We start from the raw sequence: 14,782 nt of genomic DNA on the forward strand, positions 1-14,782 counted from the left end.
TATTTTTTTTCTTTACCCCAGTTACCCCACCTATCCATATTTTTGCTTTTATGCCCTAACAATATTTAGCTATGTAAGTGCATAAATGACTATCAAACCAATTCGCGTCCAATTTAAAACTGCTTGTGAGCTACTGGATATAAGCCGTGAATCATTGCGCCATATCGTGCGTACTGATGCTGATTTTCCGAAGGCAATTAAGATGGGAACTGCTAAGCAGGCCCCAGTCTATTTTGACTATGCGGAGCTTGTAGAGTGGCACAACAAGCAAAAACAAAGTCTTGCAGTAATGGAGGCTTAACCCATGACCAAAACACAAATTAAAGCCATTGCCTTGCATGCCAGCCGGCAATTAAACGCCGTGGCAAAGGATGTTTATAACCGTGATTTAGTTACGAGCATTAATCATGACCAGTTAAAAGATACCTCGGCCACGTTAAACGATCTATACGGCGTATTGGATACCCAGTACCAGCGTAGTATGAAAGCCGGAATTGATGAGCCTATGGAATACACAGAGCTTGTCAAAAAGCGCATTGATGCCTTTGCTGAATATATCCGTCCAGCACGTCTTAAAGTGACCCACGTATCTCCTAAGCAAATTGTGCAAATGCTCGATACTGAACAACAGGCGATGCACCATTTATTAACCCTATTGGATGAAATCAATATAGGGGGAAAGGCATGAGTACAAATCATCAAACCCAAGTTTTAGTGCACCTCAAGAGTGGTAAGACACTTTCACAGGCAGAGGCAATTTATCACTTTGATTGCTATCGCCTGAGTGCCGTTGTAGAGCGGTTACGCAAACAAGGTCATGACATCGTGACTCGTGTTGAACCTAATTTGAATGGCAAAGGTACTCATGCCCGGTACGAGCTAAAGGAGTTGGAAGTATGAGAGGATTAATCACATCTCAATATAATGGCCAAGAACTTAGTTTTAATGAACAGGGTTGGTTTAATGCAACACAGGCATCTAAATCATTTGGTAAACGTCCTAATGATTGGCTAAACCTTGAAGAGACTAAAAACTATATCCAGGCCTTATGTGAGTACCTGAAAATAAGTGAACCAAAATCTCTTATTAAAACTAAAAAGGGGGGTAATACCGTTACCAGCGAAAATGGTAACGCTCAAGGTACATGGCTTCATCCGAAATTAGCAGTAGCATTCGCTCGTTGGTTAGATATTCGTTTTGGTATTTGGTGCGATATGCAGATAGATCTGTTACTGCGTGGTAATCATCCAGTATTTGATCATCGCCGTTTACGCCATCAAGCAGCAGCCACCTATAAGGCCGTATCAGCAGTCCTACAATTATCCAGACAGCAGCAAGGTAAAGAAACCAAGCCTCATCACTACATGAATGAAGCAAAACTTATTAACTGGGCCATGACTGGAAAATTTACTGGGTTAGACCGTGACAGCCTTTCATATGATGAGTTGGATTTGTTGGCAGAGCTAGAGGCGCAGGACTTAATTCTAATCGGCTCTCAGTGTAGTTATGAGCAACGAAAAACAGCATTAAATCTATTTGCCCAAACCTTTAGAGCCAATCGCCTTGCATTAAATTGTGATACACCTGTACCAGGTGTATCGACATGAAAGAACTCTCTCTAAATCTCTTAAAACTGTTCTTTGTTTGGGGAGTAACTATTTTTCTTCTTGCAAGATGCAGTAAACCATCTTATGCTAACGGCGTTCACCCACATGGTGAATTAGCTTTGGTCGGCTATTTTACAAAAGGCGCATATAGTCCGCTCAGGGCTTTTTTTATGCGTAAAATCTCTATGCGTTCGCATTTTATGGTGAGGCTGGAGAGGGACACTTTCGAGTGTGCAGGTTTCCTTTTGTGCCTGTCGACCAACCCTTTTCAGCTTTGCCACCCTCATTTGGTCGTGAATGGCAAAGCTCCTAAACTACAAAAGGAGCGCATTAATCGTGCCTAATACAAATACATCTTTAGAAAAACAGAATCAAACTTATAGCTCTGGCGATTTATACGAAGCCTATTCTTTGGCTTATGAGCAAATGGCCGATACAAGTACGATGGTTGGAGCTATTTCTAATGAGTTTAAAAGTCTCAAGGAGTATTTAAGTAAGGTATATGCTGTTCCTGACACCTGTTTCAATGATCTAAAACGTATCATTGCAATCACCAATACGATGATTCAAGAGTCGGCAGAATTAAGTCAGAATCTTGAAAAGCAATATCAAGCTGAATATGAGGAGTCACAAGTATGATTTCTCACAATTCATTATCAGATTCACCTGCAGATATTCTGAAGCAGTGCAGACAACTTTTACCTGCTCAAGCTGAGTACACTCAACATGCAATCATTCAACGCTTTGGTAGTCCTGAACAGCCGATTTATGTTGATGAGGCTCAAATTGAAATTGAAGGGATTCAATACCAGGATCCTTTAATTTTGCCGATCGTAAATGGTCAGCTAGAACAGATCCAATGCGCCGTATTACAAGATGGCCAACGTGTGCAAATCATGCCAGATGGGATGGCTAAGGGCTTTGCATATCATGGTGACTTTAAAAAAGATCAGCCCATTATCATTACTTATGGTCTGGAGGCATTCTTTAAGATTGCCCAGACTGGCTACGCCGTGGCATTGGTGTTGCTGCCTACCTTATGCGCCAAACAGACAGCACTCAAACCGTTTGATTTTGAACAGATCCAGTTTGTGATTAATCAATTATCGAAGGCTGGTTATACGCAGTTATATATGCCAGTGCGCCCTGAGCATATACAGCTTGAATCATTCCAAAGCTTAGAGAAAAACACTGCAGCTAGATTATTGAACCAATATATAGAGTACGGCGGAAGCGCATTTCTGACTGAGATCTATAAGGATGATGATGTAGAAGAAGTTAAAGCTTTTATTCAGCTGGCGATTGAGCAACTTCCTGGAAATAAACTATTGCCCAAAGGTCATTTAGCCAAGCCCTTCAAAATGGATGACGGCGCATTTTTGCATATCCTGGATAACGGGCTATACCTCATCAAAGAAAAAAGAGATGAGGATGGGCAGCTTAAACAAACCCGAACTTTTATCTGTCATTCAGCCATCATTTTAGGTGAAGCGCGAAGCCTGAATAATGACAACTGGAAGCGTGTTATTCAGTTTCACGACAAGGATAATACTCTACACCGGTTATTAATCCCTTATGAGCATTTTATGGGTGAAGCCCAGGAAGCACTTAAGATTATTGCCAATCATGGCTTGATGCCACCACGTCAGGCGTACAAGAAAAATGTATTTATTAACTACATTCAAGACTACCCAATAGAACAGCGTTTTCGCTGTGTAGATCGTGCCGGATGGCATGGCTACTGCTTTGCCACACCCAATAAAACCTATGGCAACAGTGAAGATGAAGAACTACTTTTTCATAGTGATAATAAAAGTCCTTATACCGTATCTGGGACCTTTGACGAATGGCAGGAACTTAGCCGGTTGATTGAGCCTCATGCTCTGGCAGTCTTGGCATTTTCATGTGCCTTTTCTGGGCAATTGGTTTTACCTTTAGGTGCTGAAAGTGGAGGCTTTCACATCTATGGTTCATCGACCGATGGTAAAAGTACCATCACTAAGGCATCGTGTAGTGTATGGGGTAATCCAAAGCATATATCTAAGTCATGGCGCACTACGGACAACGCTTTAGAGAATGAAGCGGAATTGAGAAATGATAGTTTTTTAAATCTGGATGAACTGCGCCAGGCTGTGCCGAAAGCCGTGTCTGATATTGTTTATATGCTCACCGGTGGACAGGGTAAAGCTCGAAGTACCAAAGCAGGTAAAAATCGTGATGCTAAGCAATTCAGTCTTATGTATACCTCTACTGGTGAAGTCACCCTTGAGGAACATTTACGCCGTGGCAATATCGAACTGGATGCAGGCCTATTGCTGCGTTTTGCACATATCCCCAGTGATGCAGGTAAGGGGTACGGCGTATTTGATTGCATTAACTACGGTACCGCACCACAGGACATTGGCAACCGCATTAATGAACTGGCATCACAGCATTATGGTTATGCCGGCATCAAGTGGCTTGAATATCTAACCCAGGATAAAGATACCGTCATGCAGAAAGCCCAGGCTCTATTGGATAGCTTTATTGAACAGCACAGCCAAATAAAGAATGGCCAAGCCAGCCGAGTTTTACGCCGTTTCGGACTTGTAGCTGCAGCTGGAGAACTGGCCACACAAGCAGGCATTACAGGATGGCAGCAAGGGCGTGCATTTGAAGCTTTAGCACAATGCTTTAAGACCTGGCTAGGTAATCTAGGCAACGGTGAAAACATGGAGGAAACCAAAACCCTTGAGCATATTAAGGCATTTTTTGAGGCCAACGGTACAAGCCGTTTTGAGGATCTAACCGTGATTAGGCAGGCAGATGGTGAAGTGATGCGTCCGCGCATTCATAATCGTGTCGGCTACTATGACCCTGAAGATAAAGTTTACCTAGTATCCCCGACCATGTTTAAAAAGGAAATGTGTATCGGAATGAATGAGGCCAGTGTGAAAAAGGCATTGATTAAGCATGGCTGGATTAAGGAGTTCATAGAGGGTGATAAAAAGCTGTATGTGAAGAAGTGCAGTAATAATCTACCTGATGGTACACGCCCACGTATGATGCATTTCAGCGCAGAAGCCATGCAGAGTCTAGATAATGAAACCTGAAATCCACATTAATAAGGTGGACGTAGTGGACAAGGTGGACGTATATGCATTTATGATATTTAAAATACTGTTATATATAGATATTATTATGTCCACTTTATATAAATATATCTATTTTAATAGGTGGACATAGGGTGGACATGATTCAAAGCAATCTATTCTGTCCACCTCATCTATTTTTTATGTCCACTTTTATACAATGCAAATTTATATGTAGGTGGACTAAGTTAATTATTTAAAAACATATAGATAATTACATCCGTCCACTTTGTCCACCATGTCCACCTAAAAAGACACATACATATTCGCCAATAGAAAAGCAGATGTTAGAATTAAATATTGTGAAGTTATTCATTAAGATTTTTAGAGTTAAATAAGTAGATTTCTGCTTCTTTATTAGGACTAAAGTAATTTCGTGGTCCCTTGAAATTCAGGGTCTGAAAGATAAGTGAGTTGAATAAATTAAGGCAAGATATGAAATTTTCTTTTTCTTCATATTTACTTGATAAATTATTACTTTTAGCTTTTGGATGGGCTACTTCATTTCTAAGATTTTTCCATGCCTCTGTTTCCTTTTTACTTAAAATTCCAGAATCGACTAATAGAGCTAATGCTTTATTAGCTGTAATAGTTTTTAAGTAGGAAATTGAATTCTGCAGCCTTTCTTTATATAAGTTATCAATTTCTAAGTTTTTAATAATTTTTTTAATTTCTTTAATATCATGTTCTAAGACTTCATCTTTTCTTGATTGTTTATAAATAGGAATGAATATGTCATTTAATAAACCCTCAATTGCGGTTGTTAATGCTAGGTTAGTAATATCTTGTTCTGATTTGAACGATACCCAGACTCTACGCCATTGTGCATATATACTAATAAAATATTTTGGGTTTTCTTTATATAATCGAATAGAGTTTCTTAAAATATTAAAATGATACTCTCCATCGCGATACTCTGGATTAGAAAGGTTACTTGCAATTGCAGAAACATAAATTTTCTGAAGATAAAGTTTGTTTGTACTATAAAAAGTACTAACTTCTTGATTGGAAGAAATATATTTAGAATAATATGGTTGCAATAAAATGCCTGAACAGAATCCTAAATAGAATGTTACGCAATCCAACATTAATTCTGGATTTGTACATTCTTCAACAGAGATAAAACCTTTAGTTCCATGATCATCGACTATACGAATTTTTAAATTTTCTTGATTAAAATCAATTATTGATTCATTCCATGCAAAAGATTCACTCCCTAAGCTAGACACTACACTATTATTTTTGTTTCTAGGAATATTGATGGTTTGATTAAATTCAATATAAAAATAATCTTTAGCATTTTTAGTAGGCTCAGTTGTTCTAATTTTTTCTAATAAAATATGATGTACAGAGGATCTATGAATAGACAAAGCATGTAGTTCAATCCTAAAATCTTCTGCTTGGAATTCAATTCCATCTATAGATATAGCCTCTAAATAAATTTTTTGAGATTCATCAAGATAATCATCAGGAAAACTCATTGACCAATTGAAGTTAGGAATATTATTTTTTTCTAAGCAAATAAACTCTATATAAAAAACACCATAATCATTAATTTTTATGATGCCATATCCTTTTAGAGCTATTCCATTTTTTTGATAAATTTTAATCTTAGGACAGTGAACTTCAAAAGAGTAATTACGTATACTTTCAAGTATCTTATTGGTAATCATAATCCTAACACTTTATAAAATAATGTTTTAAAAAAAATATTGAATATTAATAGTATAGCAAGTGCTTACAGCAAATTTGTTAAAACTACACTAGACAAATATATTATGAAAAGTAAAAAGGCTTATATAAAAATTTTAAAAATACAAAAACGTAAAAGACCAAAGCGGTGCAGATCGGGAAATAACCGAGACTCGAGCCGGTGAGCTGCAATTGCTTTGATGCTTATAAGCCCCTTTGATGGGGCTTTATTTTCTAAATAAATCTATTTCTTATTTACTGTATTAAGAAGTCTTTGGAACTTATCACCAATAGTGGCAGAAGAAATTAATTCAGATAAGTTGCTTTCGAAAGACATCTTATCTAAAGCAATTAACTTATTACCATCTAGAAAAATTGTGCAAGGATATCCTTCGCTGCCTATTTCAACAATCGAAAGTAATTCCTCATCACCTTCCGAATTGACAGCATAAATAGCCTTATCTTTTGGCTTTTCATCCTTGGGTTTATCGTTAATTTCTAATGCACTGAGGGTGCTAGCTAAAACACTAAAAGTTGCTAAATGATTGCGTTTTGTGGGTGATTTATATTGAATTGAGATTTTGTTATCAGTAGCAAGAGATATTTCTACTTTTAGTCTTTCAATAACTTCTTCGATAGAGGATAAATTTTTTGATTTGTTTTCAGAGGCTTGTAAACCAGCTTTTAAGGCTTGACCAAATATACTATTTTCTAAAGAAGTAGACATGTTAATTTACTCTCGTAATTAAAGTGCTCAATGGCCAATGATCGGAAGGATTGTTAAACTCTTCATCAGCTTTAAATAATGAATCTATATCAATTATAGACGTTAAGTTGTCATCAAATGCCCACTGATTTTTTAAAAAGGGACTTGAGAGTAAGATTTGGTCTATTACACACCAGGTGTGAAAGTTGCCATTAATATAATTATAAGTACCTTTAACTTTCGCTTCTGTACTCAAAGGTAAGAATTTCCAACATGGATTATAAAAGATATTAGGTTTTTTTAAGACTATATCTCTGTCTCTTGATGATTGTAGGTGATGAACCATCTCATCGCTGAAAGGCTCAACATTGTAGTCACCCATCATGATTACTTCTTTATGATCCTCAAGATCTTTTTCCACTTCAAACCTTAAACGTGATGAAATTGTAGCTGTATTTAAACTGTTATCTTGTAATTGGCTCGGCCAATGCGACAAATATAACGATAGCAAATTACCAAATTCTGAGTGTATAAATTCATACCTTTCAAAAATTTTTAAATTACGGCTACCAAGCCCCATTGTTGCAAACTGGCAATCATCTCTATCATGCTTAATCAATTGATGATTTTTTTTATATAAAATAGCAGTATCAAAATACAGACGTCCTTGTTTTTGTGCACCAATAGCATAATTATATTCAGTTTTTTTTAAATTCAAGAAACGAGATATATAAATGATATCTTCCATACTAACTTCGCCTAAGCAGATAAAGTCATATTTCATATCCATGAATTTTTGCAAAATCGTTGCAATACCTTCTTTTTTATCCTGTGAAGCTAAATTTCTTTTTGAGCTCATAGGAGGGGAAAGACTAGTGTTCCACCATATGATTGATAACAGTCCTTTCATTAGAATGTATTCATCCGATTTAAACTAAGTATTACTGGTCAAGGCTATTTTCTTTATTAGTCTTTTTTAAAAAATCGAAGGTTAAAGCATCCTTGCGATAGAGCCAATATGCAGCAATAGTATATAATCCTAGAATTGTAGCTGTTGTAGTGGTAACTAATGCAATGTAGGCCTGATTGCTTAGATTAAATTTTAAATATGAAAAAGTTCCGGTAAACCATTGAACTGGAAATTCACCAAATCCTTGTACAATCGTAATTAAAATAATCGTAAGCGTCCACCCAATAGCAATGTAGGATAGCTTCTTAAACTCCCTTTTCCGAAGTTCAGCTTCTTTTTCAAGATTATCTAGTACAATTTCGATATAGCGCTTTTGATAATCATCATAATCACCATTTTTGAAAGCATTTTCCTCCTCCACTCCAAGGCAATCAGAATTATCTGGCGGTGGAACTTCGAGTGGAGTTGGATTACTTAAAAAATCTGAAAGTGATTCAGGCATTTTTGCCGACCTTATCCATATACAACTTTTTATAATGATTTTGAATTAATGTATTCGGGATAGTAAAATTATGCCAACTTCCCTCACCGTGTGGATAAGTTTGATCCCACGGCGTGCCTTTAGCATGAGTAATCTGGGATAAATCAACACCATCAAATTGTTCATATGCTTTTAATACATAATCTATAACCCTAAGTTCATCTTGTTCAAAATTAGAATTTGCTACATCTGGAATTGGAGCTGTTATAGGGCTATTACGATAAGACTTAATACTATGATAAAGGTCAGGGATAACAGGACCAAATTTCCATGCTTCTACCTTATCTTCAAATAATGAGCGGTCAAATAAACCAAGCATCCAGCCATGAGCAATATAAGTCAGTTTAATTAACTGCATTGGAGTGTATTGCTTACCTAATTCATTACCTTTAGCAATGATTTGGTTAGCAACTTGAAGTGCAGTATGAGCCATGCTGTACCTCCTATGAATAAATGCGGAAAAACAGTCCACACTGAGCCTAAACGGCTATCGAATTTTCTAATTGTTGTCTAAGAATTACAACAACCATTAGCGAAAGGCAAGGCATTATACATAGCCTTACATTTAAGATATATGGCTAAATATGGGAATTTAAAGATCAAGTGACAGCCTATGGCGTGTTCTTTAGCTGTGGTGAACTCTTAGTCTCTAAGCTAATATTATCCCAAATTTAGGGGGATTTATGGTTAAAAAGACTTTAGAAGAAAAGATAAGGTTGGTTGGTTTCTGGACTTTTGTAGGAATATTTTGGTATTTGGTGATAGCTTTCTTCCTGAAAAGTAATTATCCAATTTATGCGTATTCTTTTAATAGAGAAGATGCATACGATGCCATAAAGGATGCCTTAACCTTAGCTGCAGCCTTCCTTGCACCAGTTGCTGCATTTGTTCTTTTTAGTGATTGGAGAGAGCAGTATATTGAAAAACTTCTCGAACAGGAAAGCTCTGAGATATACGCACTGTACATCGCCATAATAGATACTTGGCAGCAATATAGATTTGATATTGAAGACGATGAGATTTTCAGCCAAAGCACAATAGAATCTAGAGAAACAAAGCATTTTGGGTTAATTGATCAAGTTGAAAAGGCAATTCAAAAAACTGAGCAACTTCAAAGCAGGGATATTAAGACGAAAGAATTCACTGAATTGGCTCTAAAGAGCTTTAGAGAAATTAGAAACATAATTTTCGAGCTAAGTATTTTAGGCGGATTTAAGGAAAAGCAATTTAATCCACACAAGTACAATTTTGAATACACTGATGAATTAGATAGCGAATTCTCATCTCGAATGGAATTAAATTACCAAGGGATGCAAGATCAGATGATGAAAGGCTTTGTGGATGTTTACAGGAACAAGGAGAAACTATTTTCGTTGAGTACAAACCTGAAAATACGAAATTAACCAAGATCTCTCCCGGTGGGATAATACCTGTAATCTGGAAATCAAGTATCTGATTGACCTGAACGCTACACAGGCCGCTATTCGATCTGGGTACAGTGAAAAGACGGCAAAAGTAATTGCAGCTCAAAACTTATCTAAACTTAACATTCAAAAAGCTATTCAAGGGGCCTAGGTCAAAGTATTAAGAAAGTAAAATTACGCCGTCGGCTTTGGCTATTCATCTTAAAAGAGAAACGAAAGCGTACTTTGAAAGTGCAGATAGCTTTGATAGACGAGTTGATAGTTCCGGTACTGTCTCTCTATCCTCAAGCGCCAAAACAGTTTCATGGTATAACAAAACATGACATTTAAGATCTATTATCCAAAGCCCAAAAAACAGATCAATAAATACTCATATCTACCGTTACTGAGCAAAAAAATGTCCGTTTCATCCGTCTTTATTGTGCGTTACTGAGCAAAAAAAATGTCCGTTTCATCCATTTTTATTGTGCGTTACTGAGCAAAATCTAAGAACGTTACTGAGCATAATCTAAAATATTTTGTCTGAATCAGCAGTGATAAATTTATTTTTTCCCTTGATGTACCTTGATGGAATCAAGCAACCATCAAGAAAAGGTAAGCCCTACCACATATAGTTTTTAAGCTATTTTAATGGTCTTTCTACTGGTGGCCATCAAGGAAGCGAAATAAACACTATAGAGAATAATTTAAGACTGTTTTGGTTGACATAGGTTGACGGAATAGGGTTTTCATAAAACTATCTGCAAACTGTCCAAATCCTTTCATATCATAGCTTTGAGCATTGTTATACAGATAGTTTAGCCTGTATGCCGTCAACCTAAAATAAGGTCAATCTTGCATGACGTAGCATGACAAAACCGCTTTTCTTGTTTGACGTAGTTGGACGAAACAAATATTTAGTTAAAACGCCGTATACCTTATATAGCTTGGCTTTCAGTGTATTTTTATAGGTGTTTTTATGAGGGCCTGGTCCAACAAAATACAAAAGGCTTGTCATGCAAGATTTTGCTATACGTAGCTATACAGAGTTGAGTTATTTACCTTGATACCTTGAAGAAATGCACTTGTAATAAAATGGCTGTAATGCCTATCTAATAAGGCTTTGGCGGTGTTTTATGGTGCTTTCCAATGGTGTGCTGTCAAGGTAAATTAACAGCGTGCCGTATAGCTAATTTTTTCTCTTTTCGTATATCTTTTTTGACGAGTGAGGGCAACGATATTTGATATACCTATGAAGGGTCACATTTAAGATCTAACCCTTTCGGATTTGAAATCTGATACGGCGTATCTGGTCATGGGTAGCCTTAGTGAATGCAGCTTCACTAGCCTGACCAGTATATTACCAAGGTACTAGTACCATTAAGTGATACTGGTTACATTTAATGGTACTAGTGCCATCAAGTGGTACTGGTATCTGGTACACCGTCAATGTAAAGATGCGGGGGAGCAAACTTGCTGATATTTAAAAAGAGACCAAGTTAATGCGACATTAGAAATGTGGATTTAAAATCTGAAATTCTACCGGTACCCAAAATCATGGCATCCCTGACCACCAAAAATAACGTGCAGCATAAGAACCACAAAAAAGAGGAGCTTTATAATCCGACCATTAAGAACCTGAGCCACTGAATAGAGGAGTAGAATCCCTCAGCGTGCACCTGACCCATGCCACAATAATCGGAAACCTAAAAAATAAAATAGACAGGTAGTTTTAAAGATATAAAAGGGGGGTACATTCAGAAATGAGGATACAAGAGAGGATACACGGCTATATGTTTAAATGTTAAATCCTTTGTTTATATGGGTTGTAGGGTATTGTTCTATCCCCGCTGAGCGCACCATTTGTTTTATGTCTTTCAAACAAAACATAGTCCGTCAATTAAAATAATTTTAGTAAATTTTTATCAAAATTTAGTGCGTAATCTGAATTGTTAATCTGAGTTGATTGAATCGTGAGATGCACCAATACTGACAAACAATAATATATAGAGTCCCAAAATAAACATAAAAATGCAAAATTTGTCACATAAAATTCACATGGCTTATTTTAAATTTAAATTGCGGTATTGTCGTATAAATCACATAAATTATGAATAATTCAAATAAGCGGCACAACAATGTACGAAGAAAAAGTTCTGATCCAAAATCGAATTTCGTGGGCGAGTATTTTCGCTGGCGTTATTGTTGTATTAGCTATTTCAATTTTACTCTCATTACTAGGCGTTGCATTAGGATTTGCGCTCCTAGATCCACAATCTACCACTGATATTACAAATGGCTCAGGGATAGCAGTAAGCGTATGGACAATTATTTCATTGTTAGTATCGTTGGCTATTGGTGGATTAGTTGCAGGTCACTTGGCTCAAGCTGATGGTGCAATCCATGGCTTTATTGTCTGGTCACTTTCATTGTTGTTAGGTATCTGGTTTGGTGCAATGACCATTAGCGGCGCGGCAAAAATTACTGGTAGTGCGATTAGTTCAGTCAGTAGTGCTGCGGGTAGTGTAGCATCAGGAATTGGTCAAGGTGGCGTTAATTTAACTCAGATCGGAGTTCAAGCTTTTGAGGAATTAGTTCCTTTACCAAAGCTTGAAAATAGTGATGAAAAGATGTCAGAAGCATTACGCAAAACTGGGATCGAGGAACTGCAACCTGAATTCTTAAAAGCGCAGGGTGAATGGGCAAAGGAGCAAATTAAGGTTGCTGCAAAAGAGTTGGTGATTCATCCAGATAACAGTGATGCTATTATTCAAAAGTTATCAGAACAATTAAAAAATCGTGCACAATCTGTGACTGCTTCTATTAATAAGAATGAAGTCAGTGCTGCTTTAGCGAAAAATTCATCTCTAACTCCGCAAGAAGCGAATCAAGTTGTCAATAATTTCCTTATACAGCAGGATAAATTCTTTAATGATTTAGAGGCGAATATTCAATCTGCTAAATTGAAATATACTGAACTAAAAGATCAAGCACGTGAAAAAGCAGCTGATGCGACTAAAGCTGCTGCAAAAGCTGCTTTATGGTCATTTATTGGTTTATTGATTGGATTGATTGTGACGATTTTTGCTGGCCGTTTTGGTGTAAATCATTCAAATAATCGTTCACGTCATTTGGCTTAATTCTGAGCTTAAATTTAGAATTAAAAGTCGACCCATTTCGGTCGACTTTTTTGAATTAAAACTTTGTTCATATTCGCGAAACTTATTCTTATCTATAAATAAAAAAATTCAATTGTATTTTTTTTATACAGTTGTTGAAAAGTGTTAAAGTCACTTCACATCACATATTGAAAGTATTAAATTAAAACTCACAGTAGGTTGTAAATAAATATTCAACGCTACTGACGAGTTGGACGGATCAATGACAGTTAGTTGAGTTCAGTTGAACAATAAATCTAACACTAGCCTTCCAACATAAAGCCCGCGTAAAGCGGGCTTTTTCATATCGGAATTATGCTTTAAACATGACTTCAACATCATATTTTCGAAATTCACTGAGCAGGTCTTGAATGATCGATCCACCCGTTTGTTCTGAAGCATTGAGCAGGACTTCTTTATTTTCAAGGCTATCAAAACATTCTATGTGATTGATTTGCCATTGATGTTCTTGATCAGCTTGCTCAATGATAATACGTCGAGGCTGCAATGAGCCATCTGCTTGACGCGGAATAACATTGGTAATGGCGAGCTGGATTTTCTCCACCTGGTCATGGGCATGCAAGAAGGTGAGAACCCAATTTCCGACTTTTTTAAGATACATAGGATTATCTAAAGGATCAAATTCTAGAATTTGGCTGAGTTTAGACATAAGGCACCTATTTATACCGTTGTTGTATGATCGTATTAATATATTTATGACAAAGATGTTCTACTTCGCCTTAGTCTAATAGCGGATGAGGTGGGCAGTGTTGAATGAATAAAAATAATAAAAAATATTTAATTATCATGTGATTATATTATTTTAATTATTGGTGTAAATTTTAGTTTAATCGTTTAAAAGTATTAAAAAAAATAGTTAATTTCTCACTTTGAGGTTTAGGTTCAAAGTGAGAGTCATGAAATATTGCTTAAAGCGTATCAATTAAAGTTTTTTCTAAGGCTTTTTTCAAATAGGGATCCAAGTCTTCTTGTCTCAGTAACCATGAAACATAATCTTTTGGAAGATCTACAATGGCTGTCCCACGATGTTTACCGAAGTTAATTGTACGAGGAATACGTGCATCTTCAGATACTTCATAGAGTTCTTCAATGTTTTGAATACCCAAATGATGAATAATGTGCATTAAAATATTTGCAGTCAAAATAATATCTGCGTCAGCTCGATGGGCACCTTTTAACATCTCTCTAGCTTTGCTACTGCCTTTACTAATCATATAAATTAAAGCAGAAATGTTGTGTGCTTCTGCATGAGGCCAAACTAGTCGAGAAAGAGCGAGTGTACAGATGGCTTTAATATGACTTGTTTCAACGCCGCATTGCTGAATAGCTCGAATATCATAATCAATATTATGACCAATAATATACGTCGTTTCTTGAGGTAACTCGAAGGTTCTGAAGTTGGGTTGATCTACTAAATCGCTTTCAAGAATATGATGAACCGCCATTGCAGCATAGGAAATTTTTTCGTCACCAATGCTATATAGTTGGTCAAAAATTTTTTCGCGATCAAGACTTAATTTGCCTTGTTCAATCTGAATAGGAGCATATGCAATTTCTATGGGCAAACCGTTTAATGTATGGGTTTCAGTATCCAAGATAATGGCTTGCATGCA

16 protein-coding genes and 1 pseudogene are annotated in these 14,782 nt (G+C 36.5%); 10 read left to right on the top strand and 7 right to left on the bottom strand.

All coding sequences use genetic code 11. The features are described 5' to 3' along the window. Positions 1-85: 85 nt before the first annotated feature. Genes AC1M9F_RS00925 through AC1M9F_RS00955 form a run of 7 tightly spaced genes read left to right on the top strand, consistent with a single transcriptional unit; the run spans position 86 to position 4,699 of the window. Positions 86-301: a transcriptional regulator gene (locus AC1M9F_RS00925; protein ID WP_481596815.1), complete on the top strand. Its 216-nt coding sequence runs from the start codon at positions 86-88 to the stop codon at positions 299-301. Positions 302-304: 3 nt separating this feature from the next. Further along, on the top strand, positions 305-688 hold the full coding sequence (locus AC1M9F_RS00930; RefSeq protein ID WP_481596816.1) for a hypothetical protein: 384 nt from the start codon (positions 305-307) through the stop codon (positions 686-688). After that, positions 685-900, top strand: a complete 216-nt coding sequence (locus AC1M9F_RS00935; RefSeq protein ID WP_481596817.1) for a helix-turn-helix domain-containing protein — start codon at positions 685-687, stop codon at positions 898-900. The genes AC1M9F_RS00930 and AC1M9F_RS00935 overlap by 4 nt, the downstream gene beginning before the upstream one ends. Continuing rightward, a complete protein-coding gene (locus AC1M9F_RS00940; RefSeq protein WP_481596818.1) occupies positions 897-1,607 on the top strand; it encodes a KilA-N domain-containing protein in 711 nt (236 codons plus the stop codon). Before AC1M9F_RS00935 ends, AC1M9F_RS00940 begins: the two co-directional genes overlap by 4 nt. Further along, positions 1,604-1,951, top strand: coding sequence for a hypothetical protein (locus AC1M9F_RS00945; protein ID WP_481596819.1), 348 nt, complete (start codon positions 1,604-1,606; stop codon positions 1,949-1,951). Before AC1M9F_RS00940 ends, AC1M9F_RS00945 begins: the two co-directional genes overlap by 4 nt. Beyond that, positions 1,944-2,246 carry a hypothetical protein gene (locus tag AC1M9F_RS00950; protein WP_481596820.1) on the top strand — a complete coding sequence of 101 codons (303 nt, stop codon included), beginning with the start codon at positions 1,944-1,946 and terminating at the stop codon, positions 2,244-2,246. Before AC1M9F_RS00945 ends, AC1M9F_RS00950 begins: the two co-directional genes overlap by 8 nt. Continuing rightward, positions 2,243-4,699 carry a DUF927 domain-containing protein gene (locus AC1M9F_RS00955; RefSeq protein ID WP_481596821.1) on the top strand — a complete coding sequence of 819 codons (2,457 nt, stop codon included), beginning with the start codon at positions 2,243-2,245 and terminating at the stop codon, positions 4,697-4,699. The genes AC1M9F_RS00950 and AC1M9F_RS00955 overlap by 4 nt, the downstream gene beginning before the upstream one ends. A 347-nt stretch (positions 4,700-5,046) precedes the next feature. Here the strand turns inward: AC1M9F_RS00955 and AC1M9F_RS00960 are convergent, their stop codons facing one another. The 5 genes from AC1M9F_RS00960 to AC1M9F_RS00980 form a co-directional block, all read right to left on the bottom strand. Next, positions 5,047-6,411, bottom strand: coding sequence for a hypothetical protein (locus AC1M9F_RS00960; RefSeq protein WP_481596822.1), 1,365 nt, complete (start codon positions 6,409-6,411; stop codon positions 5,047-5,049). Positions 6,412-6,674: 263 nt separating this feature from the next. Beyond that, positions 6,675-7,157, bottom strand: a complete 483-nt coding sequence (locus tag AC1M9F_RS00965; RefSeq protein WP_481596823.1) for a hypothetical protein — start codon at positions 7,155-7,157, stop codon at positions 6,675-6,677. 1 nt (position 7,158) lies between these two features. Next, positions 7,159-8,046, bottom strand: coding sequence for an endonuclease/exonuclease/phosphatase family protein (locus AC1M9F_RS00970; protein WP_481596824.1), 888 nt, complete (start codon positions 8,044-8,046; stop codon positions 7,159-7,161). 31 nt (positions 8,047-8,077) lie between these two features. Continuing rightward, on the bottom strand, positions 8,078-8,548 hold the full coding sequence (locus AC1M9F_RS00975) for a hypothetical protein (RefSeq protein WP_481596825.1): 471 nt from the start codon (positions 8,546-8,548) through the stop codon (positions 8,078-8,080). Next, positions 8,541-9,020, bottom strand: a complete 480-nt coding sequence (locus AC1M9F_RS00980; RefSeq protein ID WP_481596826.1) for a Panacea domain-containing protein — start codon at positions 9,018-9,020, stop codon at positions 8,541-8,543. The genes AC1M9F_RS00975 and AC1M9F_RS00980 overlap by 8 nt, the downstream gene beginning before the upstream one ends. A gap of 250 nt (positions 9,021-9,270) precedes the next feature. Between AC1M9F_RS00980 and AC1M9F_RS00985 the strand changes: the two genes are divergently transcribed. From AC1M9F_RS00985 to AC1M9F_RS00995, 3 genes and pseudogenes are all read left to right on the top strand, one after another. After that, complete coding sequence (locus tag AC1M9F_RS00985) at positions 9,271-9,990, top strand: hypothetical protein (protein WP_481596827.1); 720 nt, start codon at positions 9,271-9,273, stop codon at positions 9,988-9,990. Positions 9,991-10,024: 34 nt separating this feature from the next. After that, positions 10,025-10,159 (top strand): annotated as a pseudogene (locus AC1M9F_RS00990) (terminase small subunit); the annotation flags it as partial. A 1,969-nt stretch (positions 10,160-12,128) separates the two neighbouring features. Continuing rightward, positions 12,129-13,130, top strand: coding sequence for a hypothetical protein (locus AC1M9F_RS00995; protein ID WP_481596828.1), 1,002 nt, complete (start codon positions 12,129-12,131; stop codon positions 13,128-13,130). Positions 13,131-13,461: 331 nt separating this feature from the next. Here the strand turns inward: AC1M9F_RS00995 and AC1M9F_RS01000 are convergent, their stop codons facing one another. Together AC1M9F_RS01000 and AC1M9F_RS01005 are read right to left on the bottom strand one after the other, a co-directional pair. Then, on the bottom strand, positions 13,462-13,818 hold the full coding sequence (locus AC1M9F_RS01000) for a hypothetical protein (RefSeq protein ID WP_481592887.1): 357 nt from the start codon (positions 13,816-13,818) through the stop codon (positions 13,462-13,464). A gap of 259 nt (positions 13,819-14,077) precedes the next feature. Then, positions 14,078-14,779, bottom strand: coding sequence for a putative quorum-sensing-regulated virulence factor (locus AC1M9F_RS01005; protein ID WP_481595546.1), 702 nt, complete (start codon positions 14,777-14,779; stop codon positions 14,078-14,080). Positions 14,780-14,782 lie beyond the last annotated feature (3 nt).

The organism is Acinetobacter sp. ANC_7504, from assembly GCF_056779995.1.